Raw genomic sequence first — 23,932 nt, forward strand, 5'->3', positions numbered from 1 at the left:
ATCAGGCCTCCCGACTACGAGCGCACATCATCGTTGCTTCGCAAACTACTTTACCGTCAACCAGCGCAACCCCTTTAAAGCGGGTCAGGCCACGGCGCGTTTTCTCGAAAGTGACTTCCATGATCATCTGATCGCCTGGCACTACGGGACGCTTAAAGCGTGCTTCATCGATACCCGCGAAATAGTAGAGTTCTCCTGGCTCCAGTTTCCCTACGCTTTTAAACGCAAGAATACCCGTAGCCTGTGCCATTGCTTCCAGAATCAGCACGCCTGGGAAAATAGGTTTACCCGGGAAATGGCCCTGGAAAAACGGCTCGTTAACGGAGACATTTTTCACTGCGCGCAGAAAACGACCTTCTTCAAAGTCCAGCACGCGGTCAACCAGTAAAAACGGAAAACGGTGCGGCAGAAGTTCTAAAATCTCTTCAATATGCAGAGTATGAGTGTTAGTAGTCAAAATACTCTTCCTGTCCAAATATACTAAAAGCCAATAATAACACGGCCTGCCGCAATCGTATGAATGCCGACAGGCCGTAAAGTATGTGTGACCGGGTGAGAGTTTAGTCTTGTTGATTAACCTTGCGCTCAATGGCTTTGAGGCGCTTGCTCATATCATCAATATTCATCACCAGTGCGGCTGTCTTACGCCATACTTTGTTAGGTTGCAGCGGAATGCCTGAGGAATAGACGCCAGGTTCAGTGATGGGACGCATCACCATCCCCATGCCCGTCACGGTAACCTTGTCGCATATTTCCATATGCCCGTTGATTACGCTGGCACCGCCGATCATGCAGTAACGGCCAATCTTCAGGCTGCCCGCCATGATGACGCCCCCGGCAACCGCCGTATTGTCGCCAATCACAACGTTATGTGCAATCTGACACTGGTTATCAATGATAACCCCATTGCCGATCACCGTATCATCCAGTGCACCGCGGTCGATGGTAGTACAAGCGCCGATCTCCACACGATCGCCAATAATGACGCGACCTAACTGCGGGATCTTCACCCAATTGCCACGATCGTTGGCATAGCCAAAACCGTCAGCACCAATGACCGTACTGGACTGGATCAGGCAATTCTCACCGATCTGAATGTCGTGGTAAACCGATACATTCGCCCACAGGCGCGAACCGGCCCCAATTTTCGTATTTTTTCCGACGAAGCAGCCCGCGCCGATAACCACGTTATCGCCAAGCTCCACGCCAGATTCAATCACCGCATTCGCGCCAATTGAAACATTGCTACCCAGCGTTGCCGTCGCATCAACCACTGCACTCGGTGCAATGTTCTGTGCCGGCTGCGGCGTGGTATCTAAAATTTGCGCCATTCGCGCGTACGTCAGGTAGGGATTCTTCACTACCAGCGCAGCACTCTTAGCAAAAGGAAGATCGTCCTGCGTCATGACAACGGCAGACGCCTGGCATAAGGCCAGGTGCTCACGGTATTTCGGATTCACCATGAACGTGATGTGACCCGTTTGCGCAGATTGCATGGACGCAACGCCGGTGATGACGAGATCGCCATCACCGTGTAATTCTGCATCCAACTGCTCTGCTAAATCAGCCAGTCGAATTGAAGGCATTACTTATTTAACCTGTTTCAGTACGTCAGCAGTGATGTCTTTTACGTCGCTGCTGTTGTAAGCAACGGTGTTCGCGTCAACGACCAGATCGATGCTCTGGCTGCTGGCAACAGATTTCACAGCAGTCTGGATACGGGTAACCAGTTTGCCACGTTCTTCGTTGGAACGACGTGCACGATCCTGCTCAAAAGCCTGCGCTTTCTGAGAGAAGGTCTGGCGCTGAGCCATCACGTCTTTTTCCAGCTTAGTACGATCGCTCCCCGCTTTCATGGACTGCAGACGCTGCATTTTAGATTGCAGATCGGATTCCATACGCTGCAGTTCGCTCGCGCGGCCTTTAAACTCATTTTCCAACGTGTTGGAAACACCGGTCTTCTGCGCAACCTGCTGGAACAGGCTACCCATGTTGACGATTGCAATTTTGTCAGCAGCCTGTGCAGACGTAACCATTGCTAAACCGAGACCTGCCGCTAATAACCACTTTTTCACAATAAACTCCTTACCATCCCATTTGCACCCGAAGGTACAGTTCTTTGCGTGGCCAGGCGATCCCATGCAAGATCGCCTAAAGTCATCGCTACACTACCATTACATTCCTTTGCGAAGAACAATTACCAGGTTTTACCAATGTTAAACTGGAACTGCTCTTTTTTGTCTCCATCGTAATCCTTAAACGGCTGGGCGTAGGAGAAGACCAACGGCCCCAATGGGGACATCCATTGTAATGCGATACCAGCAGACATACGGATATTGCTCGGATCACTGTAGTCTGGATAACCGGCATATGCACTTGAATCCCAGTTAGTATCCCAGACAGTACCCATATCCCAGAAGAACGAGGTACGCACCGAGTTCGCGTATTTATCGCTGATGAACGGTGTTGGGGTAATGAATTCCAGGCTGGCGACAGCCATGGCGTTACCGCCCACTGCATCATCCGATTTACACGGCGCTGACTGAGTGCTCTCACATTCGTTATTGTAGTCGCTATCGCCATCATGACGACTGCTGGATGGGAAATAGACCGCTTTCGGACCAATGGTGTTGGACTGGAAGCCACGCACGGTGCTGGAGCCACCGGCATAGAAGTTCTCATAGAACGGCATCTCTTTACCGCCGATTCCATCCCCGTAGCCCCAACGGGTACGACCGAGGACCACCCACTTGTGATCGTCGTCGATCGGTACGTAGGTCGCGGTATCCAGCGTCGCTTTGTAGAACTCGTTATCAGAGCCAGGAATGGTCACCTTACCGTTCAGGTTGACGCGGGTCCCTTCCGTCGGGAAGAAGCCACGGTCAAGCTTGTTATACGTCCAACCATAGTTGAAGGTGAAGTCGTTGGCACTGTAAGAGTTACGGTCATTCGAGTTATCCGGGTATTCACCCACGGAGTTCAAATAACGCCACATCGCGACCTGCGGCTGCATGTTAGACAGGGAGTTATGCACATACCCTAAGCCAGCACGCAACGTGTTGTATTCGTTGACCGGGAAGCCCAGCGTGACGTCTGTACCATAACTTTTGTTGGTATAGTCAGACAGATCCGCATCGTTCGCATCGAAGTCGTTATAGAAGATACGACCGCCCAGGCTCACACCATCAACGGTGAAGTACGGGTTGGTAACGGAGAGTTCACTGTAGGTCTGGTAATCGTTCTTGGTACCGTTAATCCCCACCGCGTAACCCGTACCCAGCCAGTTATCCTGCTGAACACCCGCCTGGAAGCTTACGCCGCTTTCCGTACCGTAACCGACACCGAAGTTGAAGCTACCGGTGTTACGCTCTTTCACCTTATAGACCACATCAACCTGGTCCGGGCTGCCCGGAACACGCTGCGTGTCGGTGTCGACCGTTTCAAAGTAACCCAGACGGTTCAGACGCTCTTTACCCTGATCAACCATATCGCTGCCCAGCCATGCCCCTTCCATCTGACGCATTTCGCGACGCAGGACGGCATCTTTGGACGTATCGTTACCTTCAAAACGGATCTTACGCACGTAGAAACGGTTACCCGCATCGACGTTTACGCGCAGTTTAACGGTTTTGTCAGCGTCGTTGATTTCAGGCTGTGACTGAACGCGCGGATAAGCATAGCCATAGCGACCCAGAAGCTTTTTAATATCATCTTCCATTTTGGTCACTTTGGTGCCGTTATAGAGTTCGCCCGGCTCAATTTTCGTCAGGCTTTCTATCTCCGCTGAGTGCCCCGCCAGGTTCCCCGTTACCTGAACGCCAGAAAGCTTATACTGCTCGCCTTCCGTGATGTTCACGGTAATGTAGATCCCTTTCTTATCCGGGGTCAGGCTGACCTGCGTTGAATCGATGTTGAAACGTGCGTAACCGCGATCCAGATAGTAGCTGCGCAGGGTTTCAAGGTCACCCGCCAGTTTCTGCTTCTGGTATTTGCGATCGCCAACGACGTTCCACCACGGGACTTCATCACGCAACTGGAAGTGAGAGATCAGTTCATCCGTGCTGAAGGCATGGTTACCGACGATGTTGATCTGCTGGATCTTCGCCGATACCCCTTCCTGGAACACCAGTTTAAGGTCAACACGGTTGCGCGGCAGTGGTGTGACAACCGCTTTCACACTGGCACTGTATTTACCGACGCTATAGTAGAAGTCTTCCAGACCTTTCTCGATATCGGCAATGGTGGTGCGATCCAGAGATTCGCCAACACGCACGCCAGAAGCCTCGAGGTTTTGCTTCAGCATGTCATCTTTCACCGATTTGTTACCGGAGAAGGTGATGCTGGCAATAGTCGGACGTTCTTTTACCTGAACCAGAAGCGTATCGCCATCGCGAAGGACACGAACATCCTCAAAGTTGCCAGTGGCAAACAGTGCGCGAATGGTATTACTGATATCTTCATCATTAACCGTGTCGCCTGTGCGCACCGGCATACTGAGGAGGGCCGCACCAACGGCGACACGCTGCAGGCCTTCGAAATGAATGTCCTTCACTACGAACCCTTCAGCACCGTATACGGTCGCGCTGCTAAACAGCAGCGACGCTATGAGCAACTTTTTCATCGCCATCGTTATTATGCGTTCTTCCTAACTATCTCTCTTACAACCGAGAGAAATCATTGAAAAGTGCAAGCCCCATTAACAGCACCAGCAATATCGAGCCAATGCGATAACTAAAGTCTTGAACCCGCTCGGATACCGGTCCGCCCTTAAGCTTTTCAATCGCCAGGAACAGCAGATGCCCCCCGTCAAGAACGGGCAACGGAAACAGGTTGATTATCCCTAAGTTCACGCTAATCAGCGCAAGGAACATCAGATAATAAATCACCCCGAACTCCGCTGACATCCCAGCCCCCTGAGCGATAGAAATCGGCCCACTGAGGTTGTTCAGTTTCACATCACCGGTTATCAATTTTCCCAGCATACTGACCGTCAGCTTCATCAACTGCCACGTTTTATCCGTGGCCTGTGCAATGGCGCTGAACGGCCCATACTGGCGTACTGTCTTGTACTCATCCGGCAGAGGAATGATTTTCGGCACAACGCCGGCAAAACCTTCTGCCTTCCCATTACCCGATTTCGAATCCGGAATTAATGTTAAAGACAAGGCGCTCCCCTGTCTTTCAATCTCCAGCGCTAACGGCTGACCTGGATTATCGCGCACCAGGGTCACGAACGTCATCCATTGCGTTAGCGGTTGACCATCGACTTTAACGATCCTGTCGCCTGCTTGCAAACCCGCCTTACTTGCGGCGGACTGCGGCTGGACTTCTGACAGCACCGGTTCAATCTGCGGTCCGCGCGGTCGAATCCCTAAAGAAGATACAGGATCTTCCTTATCAGGCTCAAATGCCCACTGCCGCAAATCCAGCGTTTTTTCCTGTCGCTGGTTGCTGCCGAAAGGCGCCACGCTGATTGTCGTCTGTTCATCGCCAATTTTTGCGACCAACTGTAAACGCACTGCATCCCAATCAGGGGTTTCGATGCCATCAACGGCTTTAAGTTCCGTGCCTGGAATAATTTGCGCCTGGGCGGCAATCGAGTTGGGCGTTATTTCACCAACAACCGGACGAACACCGGGGACGCCGATGATAAACACCAGCCAGTAAGCGAAGATGGCAAAGAGGAAATTGGCAACCGGACCGGCTGCAATGATTGCTGCGCGCTGGCCAACGGTTTTATTGTTGAAAGCGTGGTGACGCAACTCCGGGATCACCGGTTCCGCGCGCTCATCCAGCATTTTGACATAGCCGCCCAGAGGGATCAGGGCGATGACATATTCGGTCCCAGACCGATCGGTACGGCGCCAGAGCGCTTTACCAAATCCAATGGAAAAGCGCTCAACACGGACACCGCAGCGCCGGGCAACCCAGAAATGACCAAATTCATGCACGGTGATCAGCACACCCAGTGCGACAATGAATGCAGCCAGATTCCAGAGAATACTCAGCATAAAACCTTCCGTTAAAGCGTTTTGAATACCAGTAACAACAGGCAAGCAAAGACCGGCACTGCCGCCGTCAGGCTATCAATACGGTCCAGAATACCACCGTGTCCTGGAATCAAATGACCGCTGTCTTTAATTCCCGCTTCACGCTTAAACATGCTCTCAGTCAGATCGCCCAGCACGGAGGCCAGCGCGGCGACAATAGAACAGATTAATAAGGTGACAGGCGCAACATCCAGATTCGCCCACATGCCGTAACCCCAGGAGATGACAGCTGCCGTGGCAAGGCCACCAAAAAAGCCCTGCCAGGTTTTCCCCGGCGACACTTTTGGTGCCAGTTTATGCTTGCCAAACAGTTTGCCAAACATATACGCCCCGGAGTCCGCTCCCCAGACCAGGATCATGACATAGAGTAGCCATATTGCGCCACTGTAATGATTCTCGTCGTAGTGCCAGGCACGCAGCGCCAGCATTCCCCAAAAGAAGGGAACGATCGTCAGCACGCCAAAAATTATGCGTAATGTCTTCGAATTGCGCCAGAGAGTCGCCGAGCCAGGATAAAAAAACACCAGCACTAACGCAACAATCCACCAGCCCAACGACGCCCACAGCGAGGCCTCGACCCACGGCTGATGAATATTATGATGATATTCCGGCAGCAGAAACAGCATCAGTGCGAGCAACAACCCGCACAGCACCGCCAGCCAGACGCGTTGCGTGCGCGTGGCAAAACCGCTTAACTGTCCCCATTCCCACGCGGCCAGCATACAAACAACCAACGTCACAATGGCGAACCCCACCGGCGGCAACAGAAACAGCGCCGCGATGACCACGGGTATTAAAACGAAAGCAGAAATCAGGCGATACTTCAGCAAAAGCGACCCCCATCAGGCTTTATCATCACCGGGCTCGGTGCCGCCGAAACGACGCTCTCGATTAGCAAAGGCATGCAGCGCACCTTCAAAGTCTTGTTCATCGAAATCGGGCCAGAGAACATCTGTAAAGTAAAGTTCGGCATAGGCGATTTGCCAAAGCAAAAAGTTACTTATTCGATGCTCTCCCCCAGTCCTAATTACTAAATCCACCGGAGCCAGCTCATGCATACAGATTTGTTGATTGAGCATGTCTTCATCAATCTGCTCAGGCCGCAGTAAACCTTCCTGCACCTGTTCTGCCAGCTGTCTGACTCCCTGGACAATATCCCAACGTCCGCCGTAATTCGCCGCAATATTCAGCGTCAACCCGGTATTCTGGGCGGTAATCGCTTCAGACTTACGAATACGTTCTTGCAAACGCGCGTTAAATCGACTGGTGTCGCCAATAATGCGCAGGCGGACGTTATGGCGATGCAGGCTTTTAACTTCACTATCAAGCGCCCACACAAATAACTCCATTAACGCACTCACTTCCTGCGCCGGTCGGTTCCAGTTTTCACTACTAAAGGCATACAGCGTTAACGCATCAATACCATTGTTGGCAGCAAAAGAGACGGCCCGGCGGACGGATTTCGCTCCGGCCTTATGCCCAAATGCGCGAATCTTCCCTTGCTTTTTCGCCCAGCGACCATTGCCATCCATAATGATCGCGACATGACGACAGCCATGTGCAGGCAAATTTTCGCTTACTGGTTGAGTTGCAGACAACATAACGCGTTTATAGTCCCTGAAAGGATTTAGCGGTACTCAGGAATACTGAAGCCTTTACACAAAAAAGCCGTGTCAAACCACGGCTTACCTGACCCAAAAAAGCCAAATACCTGCGATCAGGTGGCGCAGACTATATCACTGAAGCACAACGCTAACAAATAGCACGATCTCCTGTAGAAGGATTATCCTAAGCTTGCGAGTCGCATCACTTGTTTTCTGGCGACTTCTCGCGCAATCGCATCCACCCTCAGTACGTCATCAACGCTCTGGGGTTCCTCCAGATCCATCTGCTCCAGCACAGCTAAATTGAGATCGGCGATATCGGTAAAGCGTATTTCTTCAGCAAGAAATGCAGCAACGACAACTTCATTGGCTGCATTCAGCGCGGTTGTGGCAGCTTGCCCCTGCTCAAACGCCTCCATCGCCAGCTTCAGGCATGGGTAACGTTGGTAATCCGGCGCGCTGAACGTCAACGCACTGAGTTTGCAGAAGTCGAGCGGCTTCACGCCGGAGGTTACGCGATTCGGCCAGGCCATCGTATGAGCGATAGGCGTGCGCATGTCCGGCTCACCCAATTGCGCCAGAACGCTGCCGTCCTGATAACGCACCATCGAGTGAATCACCGACTGCGGGTGAATCAGCACTTCCATCTGGCGTGCACTGGCGTTAAACAACCAACGCGCTTCAATGTATTCCAGACCTTTATTCATCATAGTGGCTGAGTCGACGGAGATCTTACGTCCCATCGACCAGTTCGGATGACGGCATGCCTGATCGGGCGTCATCGACACCAGCTCATGCAGCGGCGTTTCCCGGAACGGGCCACCAGACCCGGTAAGCAAAACGGACATCACGCCATTCTGCTCCAGGTCAGCGTATCCCAGATTGTGTTGAATGGGTTGGGGCATACTCTGAAAAATAGCGTTATGTTCGCTGTCTACCGGCAAAAGTTGGGCTTTACTGCGCTTCACGGCATCCATGAACAGGCGTCCACAGGTCACCAGAGATTCTTTGTTTGCCAGCAGAATGGTCTTTCCCGCACGAATAGCGGCAAGTGTTGGCAGAAGGCCCGCAGCGCCCACGATGGCAGCCATCACCTGATCAACCTCATCAAGCGCCGCCATATCACAGGCCGCCTGTTGTCCGCTCAGGACTTCCGTCTGGCTACCGTGCTGTTTCAGCGTGGCATTGAGGAGGCGCGCGCTGGCGTCATCATCCATCACGGCATAGCGCGGGGAAAATTCCAGGCACTGCTCCACCATACGACTGACATTTTTACCTGCCACCAGCGCGATAACACGGAAGTGCTCAGGATTATGGCGCACCACGTCCAGCGTGCTGCAGCCGATAGAGCCGGTCGAGCCCAGAATGGTTAATTGCTTCATCAAACATCCAGCAAAATGATACCTGTCATCCTTCACGTTGCAGGTGTGTTAGCTTTCCTGCGACGCAAATTATCCAGGGTATGGACAGATTAAAAAGCAAAACGCCGCCAGCCGATCCTAAACGATCTTCTGAGCGGCGTTTTGAGCGTACAGGAGAATCAGAACTGCATCAGTTCTGCTTCTTTATCTGCCAGCGCCGCATCCACTTTCTTGATAGCGGCGTCAGTCATTTTCTGTACGTCGTCCTGAGAGCGGCGATCGTCATCTTCGCTGATCTCTTTGTCTTTCAGCAGCGCTTTCACTTTGTCGTTTGCGTCACGGCGGACGTTACGTACGGCAACACGCGCCTGTTCAGCTTCACCACGAACGATTTTCGTCAGATCTTTACGACGTTCTTCCGTCAGCGGAGGCAGTGGAACGCGAATATCGCTGCCCGCAGAGCTCGGGTTCAGACCGAGGTCAGAAGCCATAATCGCTTTCTCAACGGCCGGGCTCAGGGAGCGGTCAAACACGTTGATTTTCAGGGTACGGGAATCTTCTACCGTTACGCTTGCCAGCTGACGCAGCGGCGTAGGCGTGCCGTAATATTCCACGACAATGCCATCCAGCAGGCTGGGAGAAGCACGACCCGTGCGTATTTTGCTGATTTGGTTTTTGAACGCTTCTACGCATTTTTCCATGCGTACTTCAGCATCTTTTCTGATATCGCTAATCACGTTACGAATCCTTGAAAACTTGTCTCAGTCAGACCAGACAGGACACCTGCAGAGGTGTGCTTAGTATAGCCCTGATTAAAATATTGCGGGTAAGCCCGCGATATTAACGCGGAATCTTACCTCTATTTAGCCGTTACGGGAATTATTCCGTAATTAATGTGCCTTCTTTTTCACCCATGACTACGCGACGCAGTGCACCAGGCTTGTTCATGTTAAAGACACGAATCGGCAACTTATGGTCACGCGCCAGCGTGAACGCGGCCAGATCCATTACTTTCAGTTCTTTATCCAGCACTTCGTTGTAAGTCAGTTGCTCGTACATGGTAGCAGAAGGATCTTTCGCCGGATCGGCAGTAAAGACGCCATCAACTTTCGTCGCTTTCAGAACCACGTCAGCTTCGATTTCAATGCCACGCAGGCAGGCCGCAGAGTCAGTGGTGAAGAAAGGATTCCCCGTACCCGCAGAAAGGATAACCACGCGGTTATTGCGCAGCAGGCTGATAGCCTCTGCCCAGCTATAGTTGTCACATACGCCATTAAGTGGGATGGCGGACATCAGGCGGGCGTTCACATAGGCGCGGTGAAGCGCATCGCGCATTGCCAGGCCGTTCATCACGGTGGCCAGCATGCCCATGTGGTCGCCCACAACGCGGTTCATACCCGCTTTCGCCAGACCAGCACCACGGAACAAGTTACCGCCACCAATCACCACACCAACCTGAATACCCAGTTCAACCAGTTCTTTGATTTCCTGAGCCATACGATCCAGTATGCTTGCGTCAATACCGAAGCCTTCCGAACCCTGCAGAGCTTCGCCACTTAACTTAAGCAGAATGCGTTTATAGACGGGTTTTGCATTGGTAGCCATGTTTCTTTCCTGAGACTGTCGACGATTAAAAATGGGGGTTAATTCTGGCGACAAATGATATGCCGCTACTCAGTACAACGAAATAAGAGCCATACTGATTTTTGCGTGATGGGTGACAAAAAGAAGCCGCCCTCAGGCGGCTCCTTTTCGACAATTAAGACTGCTTGGACATCGCAGCAACTTCTGCTGCAAAGTCAGTCTCAACTTTCTCGATGCCTTCGCCCACTTCAAAGCGGATGAAGCCAGTCACGTCAGCGTTGTGCTCTTTCAGCAACTGACCAACAGACTTGCTCGGCTCCATAACGAAAGGCTGACCAGTCAGAGAAACTTCGCCTGTGAATTTCTTCATGCGGCCTTCAACCATTTTCTCTGCGATTTCTTTCGGCTTACCAGACTGCATCGCGATGTCCAACTGGACCTGGTATTCTTTTTCTACCACTTCAGCAGACACGTCTTCCGGCTTAACGAATTCAGGCTTGCTTGCAGCAACGTGCATCGCCAGCTGTTTAACCAGCTCTTCGTCAGCGCCTTTAGCCGCAACCAGAACACCGATACGCGCACCGTGCTGATAGCTACCCAGAACGTCGCCTTCCAGAGAAGCGATACGACGGATGTTGATGTTCTCACCGATTTTCGCAACCAGCGCAACGCGCTCTTCTTCGAACTGCGCTTTCAGCACTTCAACATCAGTGATTTTGCCCGCCACAGCAGCGTCCAGGACTTTGTCAGCAAATGCCTGGAAACCGCCATCTTTAGCAACGAAGTCAGTCTGGCAGTTAACTTCCAGAATGAAAGCGATGTTGCCATCGATTTTGGTTTTGATTACGCCGTCAGCAGCAACGTTGCCTGCTTTTTTCGCTGCTTTGATAGCACCGGACTTACGCATGTTTTCGATTGCCAGCTCGATGTCGCCATTAGCTTCAGTCAGTGCTTTTTTGCAATCCATCATGCCTGCGCCAGTACGCTCACGCAGCTCTTTTACCAGGGATGCGGTAATTTCAGCCATTCTAAAATCCTCGGAAGATTTGATCTGCCCGGCGTCAAACCGCACAGATTTAAAAGTGAAAAAGGGGCCTAAAGGGCCCCTAACCAAACGTGATACTACCTGGTTTATAAGGGGGCTCGAACGAGCGTGCCTTATTATTCAGCTTCTACGAAGCTTTCTTCCGCCTGGGAAGCCAGATCCTGAGAACGGCCTTCACGAACGGTTGCAGCGACAGCGCCCAGGTACAGGCTAACAGCACGGATGGCGTCGTCGTTACCCGGGATAACGAAGTCAACACCGTCCGGATCAGAGTTGGTATCAACGATAGCAAATACCGGAATACCCAGGTTGTTTGCTTCTTTGATAGCAATGTGCTCGTGGTCAGCATCGATAACGAACAGAGCGTCCGGCAGACCGCCCATGTCTTTGATACCGCCCAGGCTGTTTTCCAGTTTCTCAAGCTCACGAGTACGCATCAGCGCTTCTTTCTTGGTCAGCTTTTCGAAAGTACCGTCCTGAGACTGAGTTTCCAGGTCTTTCAGACGTTTGATGGACTGACGAACGGTTTTCCAGTTAGTCAGCATACCGCCCAGCCAGCGATGGTTCACGAAGAACTGGTCGCAGCTGTTAGCAGCGTCTTTCACCGCTTCGCTTGCAGCGCGTTTAGTACCAACGAAAAGGATTTTACCTTTACGAGAAGCAATCTTGTTCAGTTCAGCCAGAGCGTCGTTGAACATCGGTACAGTTTTCTCAAGGTTGATGATGTGAACTTTGTTACGCGCACCGAAGATGAACGGCTTCATTTTCGGGTTCCAGTAACGAGTCTGGTGACCGAAGTGAACACCAGCCTTGAGCATGTCGCGCATGGAAACAGTTGCCATGATTAAAACCTCTATAGATAAAAGTTGGGGTTATGCCTCCACGTATCCCATATTACCGACCCCAAAGGGCACCCCGGAATATGTGCCGATACGTGTGTGTTGTTACACAAAGTGAGATTTGTCGCTTCCGTCTATTCTGTGTATACGAAATGAGATCGGAAGTCCGGCGCGCTTTATACCACAAATACGCCACAGACACCAATAATTGTTGGTGGTCTGTGCTGAATTGAACGATGCCAGCAGCGGCCCCGGCAGGGGCGGAGTCACTAAGCAGCCAACGCACTTGTGGCACGAAAGGCGAAGTTCAGAATGATTCTCAATTTGGCAGGGTATACCCCTGGCTGATACCATTGGCAGCACTTACACAATTATTGTCGAAATAACCGACACTGATGGACAGAATTCATGGCTATCTCAATCAAGACCCCTGAAGAAATCGAAAAAATGCGCGTCGCGGGCCGTCTGGCCGCGGAAGTGCTGGAGATGATCGAACCGTATATCAAACCGGGCGTCAGCACGGGTGAACTGGATCGTATCTGTAATGACTATATCGTCAACGAGCAGCACGCGATCTCCGCCTGTCTCGGCTATCACGGTTATCCGAAATCCGTCTGCATCTCTATTAATGAAGTGGTGTGTCACGGCATTCCGGATGATGCCAAGCATCTGAAAGACGGCGATATCGTCAACATCGACGTGACCGTCATCAAAGATGAGTACCACGGTGACACCTCCAAAATGTTTATCGTCGGCAAACCGACCATTCTGGGCGAGCGTCTGTGCCGCGTCACGCAGGAAAGCCTGTATCTGGCGCTGCGAATGGTAAAACCGGGTATCCGCCTGCGCACCCTCGGCGCGGCAATCCAGAAATATGCGGAAGGCGAAGGTTTCTCCGTGGTACGTGAATACTGCGGACACGGTATTGGCCGCGGCTTCCACGAAGAGCCGCAGGTGCTGCACTATGATGCGGACGACGGCGGCGTGGTACTGCAGCCGGGCATGACCTTTACCATCGAACCGATGCTGAACGCCGGTGATTACCGCATCCGTACCATGAAAGACGGCTGGACGGTCAAAACCAAAGACAGAAGCTTGTCTGCGCAATACGAGCATACTATTGTGGTAACCGAAAACGGCTGTGAAATTTTGACGTTACGCAAGGATGACACCATCCCGGCGGTACTCACGCACGACGTATAACTTTTTTGCCTGATGGCGCTCTCGCTTATCAGGCCTACAAATGGCACTATTCCGTAGGCCGGATAAGGCGCTTTCGCCGTATCCGGCTTTTTTAATGGGTGGCGCATGATGAATACACTTCCTGAACAGCACGCGAATACCGCACTCCCCACCCTCCCCGGTCAGCCGCAGAATCCGGGTACCTGGTCTCGCGACGAACTCACCGTCTCCGGAGTCAAAACGCGCATCGACACCTTCCAGCAGTGGTTGGGGGATGCCTTCGACAGTGGGATTTCCGCCGAACAATTGATTGAAGCCCGTACCGAATTTATCGACCAGTTGCTGCAACGCCTGTGGATCGACGCCGGTTTTGGACAGATTGCCGACCTGGCGCTGGTCGCCGTTGGCGGATACGGGCGCGGTGAGCTGCATCCGCTTTCCGACATCGACCTGCTCATCCTGAGCCGTAAAAAATTACCGGACGAACAGGCGCAAAAGGTCGGCGAACTGCTGACGCTGCTATGGGACGTCAAACTGGAGGTCGGACACAGCGTGCGTACGCTGGAAGAGTGCCTGTTGGAAGGGTTATCGGACCTGACTGTTGCCACCAACCTGATTGAAACCCGTTTGTTGATTGGCGACGTGGCCCTTTTTCTGGAGCTGCAAAAGCATATCTTTAGCGAAGGCTTCTGGCCGTCCGATAAGTTTTACGCCGCCAAAGTGGAAGAGCAGCATCAGCGCCACCAGCGCTATCACGGTACCAGCTATAATCTCGAACCCGATATCAAAAGCAGTCCCGGCGGCCTGCGCGATATCCATACGCTGCAGTGGGTCGCTCGTCGCCATTTTGGCGCCACCTCGCTCGACGAGATGGTGGGCTTCGGCTTTTTGACCCAGGCAGAGCGCGCTGAGCTGAACGAATGCCTGCACATTCTGTGGCGTATTCGTTTTGCTCTGCATTTAGTGGTCAGTCGTTACGATAACCGCCTGCTGTTCGATCGCCAGTTGAGCGTCGCTCAACGCCTGAACTACAGCGGCGAAGGTAACGAACCGGTCGAGCAGATGATGAAGGATTATTTCCGCGTCACCCGCCGCGTTACTGAACTCAACCAGATGCTGCTGCAACTGTTTGACGAAGCGATCCTCGCGCTGTCCGCCGACGAGAAACCGCGTCCTATTGATGACGACTTTCAACTGCGCGGCACGCTAATCGATCTGCGTCAGGACGATCTGTTCATCCGTGAACCGGAAGCGATCCTGCGGATGTTCTATACCATGGTACGCAACAGTGCGATCACCGGGATCTACTCCACCACTCTGCGCCATCTGCGCCATGCGCGCCGCCATCTGAATCAGCCGCTGTGCTATATCCCGGAGGCGCGGTCGCTGTTTCTCAGTATGCTGCGTCACCCTGGCGCGGTCAGCCGCGGTCTGCTCCCAATGCACCGCCATAGCGTGCTGTGGGCCTACATGCCGCAGTGGTCACGTATTGTTGGGCAGATGCAGTTTGACCTGTTCCACGCCTACACGGTGGACGAGCACACGATTCGCGTGATGCTGAAGCTGGAAAGTTTTGCCAAAGAAGAGACCCGTCAGCGTCACCCGCTGTGCGTGGATCTCTGGCCGCGTCTGCGTCAGCCCGAGCTGATTTTTATCGCCGCGCTGTTCCATGATATTGCCAAGGGGCGCGGCGGCGACCACTCGGTGCTGGGTGCGCAAGACGTGCTCAAATTCGCTGAACTGCATGGTCTGAACTCGCGCGAAACGCAACTGATTGCCTGGCTGGTTCGCCAGCATCTGCTGATGTCGGTGACCGCTCAGCGCCGGGATATTCAGGATCCCGAAGTCATTAAGCAGTTCGCCGAAGAAGTGCAGACGGAACACCGCCTGCGCTTCCTGGTCTGCCTGACGGTAGCGGATATTTGCGCCACCAACGAAACGCTGTGGAACAGCTGGAAGCAAAGCCTGCTACGTGAACTGTACTTCGCCACGGAAAAACAGCTGCGTCGGGGGATGCAAAACACGCCGGACATGCGCGAGCGCGTGCGTCATCATCAGTTGCAGGCGCTGGCTTTGCTGCGGATGGATAACATTGATGAAGAGGCGCTGCACCATATCTGGTCGCGCTGTCGCGCCAACTACTTAGTGCGCCACAGCCCAAATCAGCTGGCCTGGCATGCGCGTCATCTGTTGCAGCACAACCTCAGCGAGCCGTTAATTCTGCTCAGCCCGCAGGCGACGCGCGGCGGGACGGAAATATTCATCTGGAGTCCGGACAGACCGTATCTGTTTGCCGCCGTCTGCGCCGAGCTGGACCGACGTAATCTGAGCGTCCACGATGCGCAGATTTTTACGACCCGCGACGGAATGGCGATGGATACCTTTATCGTACTGGAACCGGACGGCAGTCCATTGTCGTCAGACCGACATGAAGCCATCCGCTTTGGACTGGAACAGGCAATCACCCAGCACAGCTGGCAGCCGCCGCAGCCGCGTCGACAGCCGGCAAAATTGCGCCATTTTACCGTCGATACCGAGGTCACGTTCCTGCCGACACACACCGACCGCAAATCGTTCCTCGAGCTTATCGCGCTCGATCAGCCCGGGCTGCTGGCGCGGGTCGGGCAAATTTTTGCCGATCTCGGAATTTCGCTTCATGGCGCCCGAATTACAACCATTGGCGAGCGAGTAGAAGATTTATTCATAATCGCCACAGCGGACCGGCGTGCGCTTAATAATGAGCTTCAGCAGGAAGTGCATCAACGGTTGACAGAGGCCCTCAATCCAAACGATAAAGGGTAGTGTGTTTATTTATAGGGAAAGAGTTTAACAATGCAGCAGTTACAGAACGTTATTGAGACCGCTTTTGAGCGCCGTGCCGACATTACTCCGGCCAATGTGGATACCGTGACCCGTGAAGCGGTGAATCAGGTGATTTCTCTGCTGGATTCCGGCGTACTGCGCGTGGCAGAAAAGGTAGACGGTCAGTGGGTGACTCACCAGTGGTTGAAGAAAGCGGTTCTGCTCTCTTTCCGTATCAACGATAACCAGGTGATCGACGGCGCGGAAAGCCGCTACTTCGATAAAGTGCCGATGAAATTCGCGAACTACGACGACGCGCGCTTTCAGAAAGAAGGCTTCCGTGTGGTTCCGCCTGCAGCAGTGCGTCAGGGTGCATTTATCGCCCGTAACACCGTGCTGATGCCGTCTTATGTCAACATCGGCGCTTATGTTGATGAAGGCACGATGGTCGATACCTGGGCAACCGTCGGTTCCTGCGCGCAGATCGGCAAAAACGTTCACCTGTCCGGCGGCGTCGGCATCGGTGGCGTACTGGAACCGCTGCAGGCGAACCCGACCATTATCGAAGACAACTGCTTCATCGGCGCGCGTTCTGAAGTGGTAGAAGGCGTGATCGTGGAAGAAGGCTCCGTGATTTCAATGGGCGTTTATATTGGTCAGAGCACCCGTATTTACGACCGTGAAACTGGCGAAGTTCATTATGGCCGCGTTCCGGCGGGCTCGGTTGTCGTTTCCGGCAACCTGCCGTCGAAAGATGGTAAGTACAGCCTGTACTGTGCGGTGATTGTGAAAAAAGTCGACGCCAAAACGCGCGGCAAGGTCGGTATCAACGAGTTGTTGCGCACCATCGACTAACGGTGATTTGAAAAAGCGGGCTTAGCCCGCTTTTTTTACATCTGCGAGTGGCAGAAACAGGGCTTTTCGTTAATTATTCAATAGTTATAGTGAGCTTAAGGGTACCGCTATGTATGACAATCTGAAAAGTCTGGGCATTACTAATCCTGAAGAAATCGATCGTTACAGCCTGCGGCAAGAAGCCAACAACGATATCCTGAAAATCTATTTTCAGAAGGATAAAGGTGAATTCTTTGCCAAAAGCGTGAAGTTTAAATACCCCCGCCAACGCAAAACCGTGGTCGCCGATGGTATCGGTCAGGGATACAAAGAGGTGCAGGAGATCAGTCCTAACCTGCGCTACGTGATCGACGAACTCGATCAAATTTGCCAGCGCGATCGCACTGAAGTGGATCTGAAACGCAAGATCCTTGATGACTTACGCCATCTGGAAAGCGTGGTGGCGAATAAAATCACCGAGATCGAAGCCGATCTGGAAAAACTGACGCGTAAATAAGCCGTTTGTTGCCGGATGGCGGCGTCATACGCCTTATCCGGCCTACAGGTGCATCCTCATACACCTTATCCAGCCTACAGGTTCATCCTCGTAGGCCTGATAAGCGTAGCGCCATCAGGCAATTCATCAACGCTGCTCATCCAGTTGCAACGCTACGTACAGCAGCAACCGGTCGTCAAAATTCCCTAAATCCAGACCGGTCAATTCTGAGATGCGATTCAGTCGATACTCCAGTGTGTTACGGTGAATAAACAGCGCCTTCGAGGTGGCCAGCGGCTGCACGTTGTGACGAAACCATGCCGCCAGAGTGCGGCGCAACAGACCGTTATTGTCCATCGCCTTCAGTCGTACCAGCGGACGCGCCAGCTCATTGGCCTGCCAGCCGCCGCGCAGACTGTCGAGCAGCACCGGCAGCATCAAATCCTGATAAAAATAGCTACGACTTTCCGGCATTCGCTGTTTGCCAACCATCATCGTCGTGCGCGCGGTACGGTACGAACGCGCGATACTGCCAGGCCCGGTAAAGTAATTGCCCAGCGAAACGCGAAAGCGTAACTGCCCGTTCTCTTTCATGCGCGCAATAAGCTGCTCAACGCGCTTGCGGTGATCTTCCGCATCCCAGCGGCCAAACGAATTCAGCGCCGGTTTTAACACCACCATCTCAGTCAGCGAAACAATCGCAATCAGGTTATTACGCTCCGGGGTGGTCAGTGCATTCTGTAACTGCTGCAGCTCCGCCATGGCGCTGTCCACGCCGAGTTGCCCGCTGTCCACTTCCACCACCGCCACTACGCGCGGCTGGTTGAGATCAATGCCTAAACGTTGCGCCCATTCGGTCAACGCCGGCGTGTTCTCTTCTGCCTGAATCAGGTTCATCACCAGCTCTTCACGCAGGCGACTGTCCTGCGCGAGCAGGTGCATCAGGCGCGATTGTTCCAGCATCATCTCCGCCGTCATGCACACCAGTTCGCCATACTTGCGCAGATGCTCAGGCTCGCCGGTCAGGCCAATCACGCCCACGATCTCGCCTTCCAGACGCAGCGGCAGGTTGATCCCCTGACGGACGCCGTGCAGATGGCGCGCGACAGCGTCATCAATATCCACCACACGACCCTGAGAGAGGACTAACAGTGCGCCTTCGTGCAATTCACCAATACGTTCGCGATCGCCGCTGCCGATGATCCGCCCACGGGCATCCATTACGTTGATATTGGTATCAATGATGCGCATCGTGCGTGCCACGATATCCTGCGCCATTTTGGTATCAAGATGCCAGCCAGCCATAAACCCCTCCTGTGAGCAGAGCTCCAGCATAAAGAAGATAAGGAACGCTGACATTGTGCGAATGCACAAAGCAAAGGGAAGAAGTATGGAGTTGTGGGAAGTATCACAAAACGAAACCCCTTCCTGTGAAAGGAAGGGGTTCAGGGGGAATTACTGCATCAACAGGTAGATATTGCTGTCGCCACGCTGAATGTTCAGCGCCAGGACAGACGGTTTGCTGTCGAGGATTTTACGCAGTTCAGCGATGTTTTTCACCGGCTGCTGGTTAGCGCCAACAATCACATCCCCTTTCTTCAGGCCAATCTGCGCCGCCGGGGTGTTCGCTTTCACGTTGTTCACCACGACGCCTTTATCCTGACCTTTGTTGCTCATTTCAGCCCCTTCAATGCCGCTGAAGATGGAGCTGGAATCAACCTGAGTCTGGCTGCTCTGCTGCAGTTCCAGATTAACGGTAACCGGCTTACCGTCACGCAGCAGGCCGAGAGTAATTTTGCTGCCCACCGGCATGGTGCCAACCTGCGCACGCAATGCGGCGAAGCTGCTGATCGGTTTACCATTCAGAGAGGTGATCACATCCCCGGCTTTAATTCCGGCCTTCGAGGCAGACGAGTTCGGCATGACCTGGCTGACAAACGCGCCGCGCTGAGCGTCGACTTTCATCGCTTTCGCCAGCTCGGAGCTCAGTTCGGTACCCATGATCCCCAGCTCACCGCGTTTCACCTGGCCGAATTCCACCATCTGAGAGGTCAGGTTTTTCACCATATTGCTTGGGATCGCAAAACCGATACCGATGTTGCCGCCATCCGGCGCGAGGATCGCCGTGTTAATGCCGATCAGCTCGCCGTTCAGGTTAACCAACGCACCGCCGGAGTTACCCCGGTTGATCGCCGCATCGGTCTGGATGAAGTTTTCATAGTTTTGCGCATTCAGGCCGCTACGACCCAGCGCTGAGACAATACCGGAAGTCACCGTCTCGCCCAGACCAAACGGGTTACCGATGGCGACGGTGTAATCCCCCACGCGCAGTGCGTCGGAGTCAGCCAGTTTAATCGCCGTCAGGTTTTTCGGATCCTGAATCTGGATCAGCGCGATATCAGAACGCGGGTCTTTGCCGACGATCTTAGCGTCGAATTTACGGCCATCGCTCAGTTGAACCTTAATCACCGTGGCGTTATCCACCACGTGGTTGTTGGTGACGACATAGCCTTTCGCAGCATCAATGATGACACCAGAACCCAGCGCCATGAACTTCTGCTGCTGGCCGCCACCGTTACCGCCCTGCATACCGCCACCCTGACAGAATGGCGAGCTCTGGAACGGTGAACCGTCCTGGCAGAACGGGGAATCATCACCAAAGAACTGCTGGAAATTACGCGGCATACGCGGCGTATTGACGGTTGTGCTACCTTCCACGTTAATGCTGACCACCGATGGCATCACTTTTTCGAGCATCGGTGCCAGACTTGGCATCTGCTGTGCGGTCGTGGCTGATGCAGTTTCAGCTGCCGTTGCAGAAAGCGGGGATAACGCCAAACCTAAACTCAGAGCCAGTGCACTCATTGCTAATGTGGTTTTTTTCATGTGTCTCAATCTCGATTAACAGATAACGCAAAATTGCTGTGTACGTCAGATTCATTTTATAGCGCTAAGTTCCGGACAGAAGTTTATGGAAAAGGTAAAAATTTATTGTCCGTCTTTACAAAACTCAGCTTATTGTTCAACCGCCATCAGGCGACGATATTCATCCCAGGCATAGAGGTCGGTCATGCCGCTGATATAATCCTGGATCAGCCGGCAACGGTAATAATATTCCAGCACAGGATACTCAGGTGAATCTGACGTTAATTTACCCACGGCCTCCACGTAGGCCAGTCGGTGACGCGTTGACAGTTTCTGAAATAAGCGCGATTCGATAGGAAAACGCTGCAGGCGCTCTTTTTCCACTAATTCACTGAAATCCGCAAGCGGCAGGCTTAATAAAGGACGGTAGATATCGAGTAAGCCACTGATCACCCGGTAACCCTGTAATTCGAGTTGCTCCACATCAGGATGGCTAAACACATGTTTCATCGCAACATTTTTATAGATCTTCAGCAACCGGCTAAAACTGCTGCCGTCTTCCAGCAACGCCTGATTAAACCTTCCGTCGAAGATCTCCGCCAGGTTATCAATAAAACGCTGCGCGGCGTAGGGCACCAGTTTATTAAGCGTATTTACCCGCAAATACATGAAAAACTGATCTTCAGTACTGCGACTCAGATAATTTGCGCGTGATTTGTCCCAGGCATTTTCGACAACCTGCGCAAAGAGCGAACCTTTCTCATGCTGTCCCCAGGCTTCATGTAAATGATGATAGAGTTGCTCAACGCTGAAGATTCTTTTCTCTACTGCATCTTCCAGATCGGCTACACAATAAGAGATATCGTCGGCGGCTTCCATTATCCAGGTTAACGGAAAGCGACTGTAAAGGGCGAGATCCAGTTCTTTACGTAACCTCTCAATATACGGTTCTTCAGAAAGGTAATAGCCCGGTTTTTTCATTAAATAGTTGTGCGTCGCGGGTGTGTCTCCCCGCCACCATGCCGGGCGAGTATATTTTAAGATCCCGCCAACCTGGGCCCATGTCAGGTTCATCCGCATCAACGTGTGTACCAGCCGAATTCCCTGCGCATTCCCTTCGAAATGACACAGATCCTGGCGTACTTTACGACGGATATCATTCAGCAACTCCTCGCCTTCACGCAGACGCAACGTCGCCACAATGCAACGATCTTCCGTTAAGGGTTGGCTTTCCGCATCCGCCGGATGTAAGCGCTGGCGAAACCAGTCATTGATCGCCGCCTCGCCAAAATGGCCAAACGGCGGGTTGCCAATGTCATGCATCAGGCAGGACATTTCGACGATGCTCTCAAACGGTCCCGTCAACTCATCCAGGCCGTATTGTTCCAGCAATTTCTGTTCTTTGAGGCGGCTTAAGACCTCTTTGGCGATATAGCGCCCCACCTGCTGAACTTCCATCGAATGGGTAAGACGCGTACGCACGGCGGCATTACGCTCGAGGGGGAACACCTGGGTTTTTTGCTGCAAGCGACGGATCGCCGGAGAATTAATGATGCGCCCACGGTCGCTTTCAAAAATGCGTAGAATCTCATGCTCGGTTTTTACCCCTTGCGGTGAACGAAAACGACGGTGCCAGTTTATTTTTTTCCGGAAATCAATCTGTGACATGTCCTCTCCCGCGTGAGAATGCACTTCGCCTTAAGCGCATGATAGACTATGCCTTTAAATCTCACCTGGCGCGAGTAAATCTATGAAAATCGGCATCATTGGTGCAATGGAAGAAGAGGTTACGCTGCTGCGTGACAAAATCGAAAACCGTCAAACTCTCACCCTGGGCGGTTGCGAAATTTACACCGGTCAGTTAAACGGAACCGACGTTGCGCTGCTGAAATCCGGTATTGGTAAAGTGGCGGCGGCGCTGGGCGCAACGCTGCTGCTGGAACGCTGCAAGCCGGACGTCATTATTAACACCGGTTCCGCAGGCGGCCTCGCACCGACCCTGAAAGTGGGCGACATTGTGGTCTCTGACGAAGCGCGCTATCACGACGCTGACGTCACCGCATTTGGTTATGAGTTCGGTCAACTGCCGGGCTGCCCGGCCGGCTTTAAAGCCGATGAAAAACTGATCGCCGCAGCGGAGTCCTGCATTGCGCAACTGAACCTGAACGCGGTGCGTGGTCTGATCGTCAGCGGCGATGCCTTTATCAACGGTTCCGTGGGTTTGGCCAAAATCCAGCATAACTTCCCGCAGGCAATTGCCGTTGAAATGGAAGCCACTGCGATTGCCCACGTTTGCCATAACTTCAAGGTGCCGTTTGTCGTGGTCCGCGCGATCTCTGACGTCGCCGATCAACAGTCCCATCTCAGCTTTGATGAATTCCTGGCCGTTGCCGCGAAACAATCCACGCTGATGGTCGAATCGCTGGTACAGAAACTGGCGCATGGCTAAATCCCTCTCCAGGGCGCTTGTCGCCCTGCTGTTAGCCCTTCCGGTGTGGCTGCATGCCACACCTCGCGTGATCTCACTCTCTCCAGCCAATACGGAGCTCGCCTTTGCCGCCGGGATCACGCCCGTTGGCGTCAGCAGCTATTCTGACTATCCGCCGCAGGCGCAACGCATTGAACAGGTCTCGACCTGGCAAGGCATGAATCTGGAACGGATTGTGGCGCTGAAGCCGGATCTGGTCCTCGCCTGGCGCGGCGGCAATGCCGAACGGCAGGTGAATCAACTCACCTCGCTGGGCATCAAGGTCATGTGGATCGATGCCGTCACTATTGAGCAGATTGCCGATACGTTGCGGAAACTGGCCGCCTTTAGCCCGCATCCCGAAATAGCAAAGCGCGCCGCGCAAACCTTGCTGGACGACTATTCGCAGCTAAAATCTCAGTATGCAGGCAAAGCGAAAAAACGCGTGTTTTTGCAGTTTGGCATCAATCCTCCCTTTACCAGCGGAAAAGGGTCAATTCAAAACGAGGTTATTGAGCTCTGCGGCGGAGAAAACATCTTTGCCGGTAGCCGGGTTCCCTGGCCGCAGGTCAGTCGCGAACAGGTGCTAGCGCGCGCGCCGCAGGCGATCGTTGTCGCCGGAGATGCGGGGGAAATTCTCAAAATTAAACAATACTGGGGTGATCAGCTACAAATTCCGGTAATTCCCCTCACCAGTGACTGGTTTGAACGCGCAAGCCCGCGTATTATCCTCGCCGCAAAACAACTCTGTAATGCGCTTTCACAGATGAATTAGCGTCTGCCCCCACCAGGTTTGTTGTGAG

General features: G+C 53.0%; 21 protein-coding genes. 6 read left to right on the top strand and 15 right to left on the bottom strand.

Annotated elements, in window-relative coordinates; all coding sequences use genetic code 11:
• Position 1: 1 nt before the first annotated feature.
• The 12 genes from fabZ to rpsB all read right to left on the bottom strand — a co-directional run bounded on the left by fabZ (position 2) and on the right by rpsB (position 12,486).
• Positions 2–457, bottom strand: a complete 456-nt coding sequence (fabZ, locus tag GBC03_24925; GenBank protein QFS73216.1) for a 3-hydroxyacyl-ACP dehydratase FabZ — start codon at positions 455–457, stop codon at positions 2–4.
• Between the two features lie 103 nt (positions 458–560).
• On the bottom strand, positions 561–1,586 hold the full coding sequence (gene lpxD / locus GBC03_24930) for a UDP-3-O-(3-hydroxymyristoyl)glucosamine N-acyltransferase (protein QFS73217.1): 1,026 nt from the start codon (positions 1,584–1,586) through the stop codon (positions 561–563).
• Positions 1,587–1,589: 3 nt separating this feature from the next.
• Positions 1,590–2,075, bottom strand: coding sequence for a molecular chaperone Skp (gene skp / locus GBC03_24935; GenBank protein QFS73218.1), 486 nt, complete (start codon positions 2,073–2,075; stop codon positions 1,590–1,592).
• Positions 2,076–2,197: 122 nt separating this feature from the next.
• Positions 2,198–4,627 carry an outer membrane protein assembly factor BamA gene (gene bamA / locus GBC03_24940; GenBank protein ID QFS73219.1) on the bottom strand — a complete coding sequence of 810 codons (2,430 nt, stop codon included), beginning with the start codon at positions 4,625–4,627 and terminating at the stop codon, positions 2,198–2,200.
• Between the two features lie 31 nt (positions 4,628–4,658).
• Entirely contained in the window at positions 4,659–6,011 is a 1,353-nt protein-coding gene (rseP, locus tag GBC03_24945) for a sigma E protease regulator RseP (GenBank protein ID QFS73220.1), read from the bottom strand.
• An 11-nt stretch (positions 6,012–6,022) separates the two neighbouring features.
• Positions 6,023–6,880, bottom strand: coding sequence for a phosphatidate cytidylyltransferase (gene cdsA / locus GBC03_24950; protein QFS73221.1), 858 nt, complete (start codon positions 6,878–6,880; stop codon positions 6,023–6,025).
• Positions 6,881–6,892: 12 nt separating this feature from the next.
• A complete protein-coding gene (gene ispU, locus GBC03_24955; protein QFS73222.1) occupies positions 6,893–7,651 on the bottom strand; it encodes a (2E,6E)-farnesyl-diphosphate-specific ditrans,polycis-undecaprenyl-diphosphate synthase in 759 nt (252 codons plus the stop codon).
• Between the two features lie 182 nt (positions 7,652–7,833).
• A complete protein-coding gene (gene ispC / locus GBC03_24960) occupies positions 7,834–9,036 on the bottom strand; it encodes a 1-deoxy-D-xylulose-5-phosphate reductoisomerase (protein ID QFS73223.1) in 1,203 nt (400 codons plus the stop codon).
• 158 nt (positions 9,037–9,194) lie between these two features.
• A complete protein-coding gene (locus GBC03_24965) occupies positions 9,195–9,752 on the bottom strand; it encodes a ribosome recycling factor (protein QFS73224.1) in 558 nt (185 codons plus the stop codon).
• A gap of 142 nt (positions 9,753–9,894) precedes the next feature.
• Positions 9,895–10,620, bottom strand: a complete 726-nt coding sequence (pyrH, locus tag GBC03_24970; GenBank protein ID QFS73225.1) for a UMP kinase — start codon at positions 10,618–10,620, stop codon at positions 9,895–9,897.
• A 154-nt stretch (positions 10,621–10,774) separates the two neighbouring features.
• Complete coding sequence (gene tsf / locus GBC03_24975; protein QFS73226.1) at positions 10,775–11,626, bottom strand: elongation factor Ts; 852 nt, start codon at positions 11,624–11,626, stop codon at positions 10,775–10,777.
• A 134-nt stretch (positions 11,627–11,760) separates the two neighbouring features.
• Entirely contained in the window at positions 11,761–12,486 is a 726-nt protein-coding gene (rpsB, locus tag GBC03_24980) for a 30S ribosomal protein S2 (GenBank protein ID QFS73227.1), read from the bottom strand.
• A gap of 405 nt (positions 12,487–12,891) precedes the next feature.
• On the opposite strand from rpsB, the gene map reads away from it, so the two are divergent.
• From map to GBC03_25000, 4 genes are all read left to right on the top strand, one after another.
• Positions 12,892–13,686: a type I methionyl aminopeptidase gene (gene map, locus GBC03_24985; protein QFS73228.1), complete on the top strand. Its 795-nt coding sequence runs from the start codon at positions 12,892–12,894 to the stop codon at positions 13,684–13,686.
• Positions 13,687–13,794: 108 nt separating this feature from the next.
• Positions 13,795–16,467 (top strand): bifunctional uridylyltransferase/uridylyl-removing protein GlnD, encoded by a 2,673-nt coding sequence (glnD, locus tag GBC03_24990; GenBank protein ID QFS74122.1) that lies wholly within the window; start codon positions 13,795–13,797, stop codon positions 16,465–16,467.
• Between the two features lie 30 nt (positions 16,468–16,497).
• Complete coding sequence (gene dapD, locus GBC03_24995) at positions 16,498–17,322, top strand: 2,3,4,5-tetrahydropyridine-2,6-dicarboxylate N-succinyltransferase (protein ID QFS73229.1); 825 nt, start codon at positions 16,498–16,500, stop codon at positions 17,320–17,322.
• Positions 17,323–17,431: 109 nt separating this feature from the next.
• Positions 17,432–17,818 (top strand): DUF3461 family protein, encoded by a 387-nt coding sequence (locus GBC03_25000; GenBank protein QFS73230.1) that lies wholly within the window; start codon positions 17,432–17,434, stop codon positions 17,816–17,818.
• Positions 17,819–17,944: 126 nt separating this feature from the next.
• Here the strand turns inward: GBC03_25000 and GBC03_25005 are convergent, their stop codons facing one another.
• The 3 genes from GBC03_25005 to GBC03_25015 form a co-directional block, all read right to left on the bottom strand.
• The gene (locus tag GBC03_25005) at positions 17,945–19,102 is read right to left on the bottom strand and encodes a CdaR family transcriptional regulator (protein ID QFS73231.1); all 1,158 of its coding nucleotides are present in this window, start codon (positions 19,100–19,102) and stop codon (positions 17,945–17,947) included.
• Positions 19,103–19,252: 150 nt separating this feature from the next.
• Positions 19,253–20,683 carry a serine endoprotease DegP gene (degP, locus tag GBC03_25010; GenBank protein QFS73232.1) on the bottom strand — a complete coding sequence of 477 codons (1,431 nt, stop codon included), beginning with the start codon at positions 20,681–20,683 and terminating at the stop codon, positions 19,253–19,255.
• 129 nt (positions 20,684–20,812) lie between these two features.
• Positions 20,813–22,330, bottom strand: a complete 1,518-nt coding sequence (locus GBC03_25015) for a dGTPase (protein ID QFS73233.1) — start codon at positions 22,328–22,330, stop codon at positions 20,813–20,815.
• Positions 22,331–22,412: 82 nt separating this feature from the next.
• Between GBC03_25015 and mtnN the strand changes: the two genes are divergently transcribed.
• Both mtnN and btuF read left to right on the top strand, forming a co-directional pair.
• Positions 22,413–23,111 (top strand): 5'-methylthioadenosine/S-adenosylhomocysteine nucleosidase, encoded by a 699-nt coding sequence (gene mtnN / locus GBC03_25020; GenBank protein QFS73234.1) that lies wholly within the window; start codon positions 22,413–22,415, stop codon positions 23,109–23,111.
• A complete protein-coding gene (btuF, locus tag GBC03_25025) occupies positions 23,104–23,904 on the top strand; it encodes a vitamin B12 ABC transporter substrate-binding protein BtuF (GenBank protein QFS73235.1) in 801 nt (266 codons plus the stop codon). The genes mtnN and btuF overlap by 8 nt, the downstream gene beginning before the upstream one ends.
• The last annotated feature ends 28 nt before the right edge of the window (positions 23,905–23,932 follow it).

The sequence above is a fragment of the Citrobacter telavivensis genome, from assembly GCA_009363175.1.
GTDB classification, from domain to species: domain Bacteria; phylum Pseudomonadota; class Gammaproteobacteria; order Enterobacterales; family Enterobacteriaceae; genus Citrobacter_A; species Citrobacter_A telavivensis.

Coding starts and splice junctions, on each gene's coding strand:
- lpxD (QFS73217.1), bottom strand. CDS start 1,586: ATGCCTTCAATTCGACTGGCTGATTTAGCAGAGCAGTTGGATGCAGAA.
- bamA (QFS73219.1), bottom strand. CDS start 4,627: ATGGCGATGAAAAAGTTGCTCATAGCGTCGCTGCTGTTTAGCAGCGCG.
- rseP (QFS73220.1), bottom strand. CDS start 6,011: ATGCTGAGTATTCTCTGGAATCTGGCTGCATTCATTGTCGCACTGGGT.
- ispU (QFS73222.1), bottom strand. CDS start 7,651: ATGTTGTCTGCAACTCAACCAGTAAGCGAAAATTTGCCTGCACATGGC.
- ispC (QFS73223.1), bottom strand. CDS start 9,036: ATGAAGCAATTAACCATTCTGGGCTCGACCGGCTCTATCGGCTGCAGC.
- pyrH (QFS73225.1), bottom strand. CDS start 10,620: ATGGCTACCAATGCAAAACCCGTCTATAAACGCATTCTGCTTAAGTTA.
- tsf (QFS73226.1), bottom strand. CDS start 11,626: ATGGCTGAAATTACCGCATCCCTGGTAAAAGAGCTGCGTGAGCGTACT.
- rpsB (QFS73227.1), bottom strand. CDS start 12,486: ATGGCAACTGTTTCCATGCGCGACATGCTCAAGGCTGGTGTTCACTTC.
- map (QFS73228.1), top strand. CDS start 12,892: ATGGCTATCTCAATCAAGACCCCTGAAGAAATCGAAAAAATGCGCGTC.
- glnD (QFS74122.1), top strand. CDS start 13,795: ATGAATACACTTCCTGAACAGCACGCGAATACCGCACTCCCCACCCTC.
- dapD (QFS73229.1), top strand. CDS start 16,498: ATGCAGCAGTTACAGAACGTTATTGAGACCGCTTTTGAGCGCCGTGCC.
- GBC03_25000 (QFS73230.1), top strand. CDS start 17,432: ATGTATGACAATCTGAAAAGTCTGGGCATTACTAATCCTGAAGAAATC.
- GBC03_25005 (QFS73231.1), bottom strand. CDS start 19,102: ATGGCTGGCTGGCATCTTGATACCAAAATGGCGCAGGATATCGTGGCA.
- degP (QFS73232.1), bottom strand. CDS start 20,683: ATGAAAAAAACCACATTAGCAATGAGTGCACTGGCTCTGAGTTTAGGT.
- GBC03_25015 (QFS73233.1), bottom strand. CDS start 22,330: ATGTCACAGATTGATTTCCGGAAAAAAATAAACTGGCACCGTCGTTTT.
- mtnN (QFS73234.1), top strand. CDS start 22,413: ATGAAAATCGGCATCATTGGTGCAATGGAAGAAGAGGTTACGCTGCTG.
- btuF (QFS73235.1), top strand. CDS start 23,104: ATGGCTAAATCCCTCTCCAGGGCGCTTGTCGCCCTGCTGTTAGCCCTT.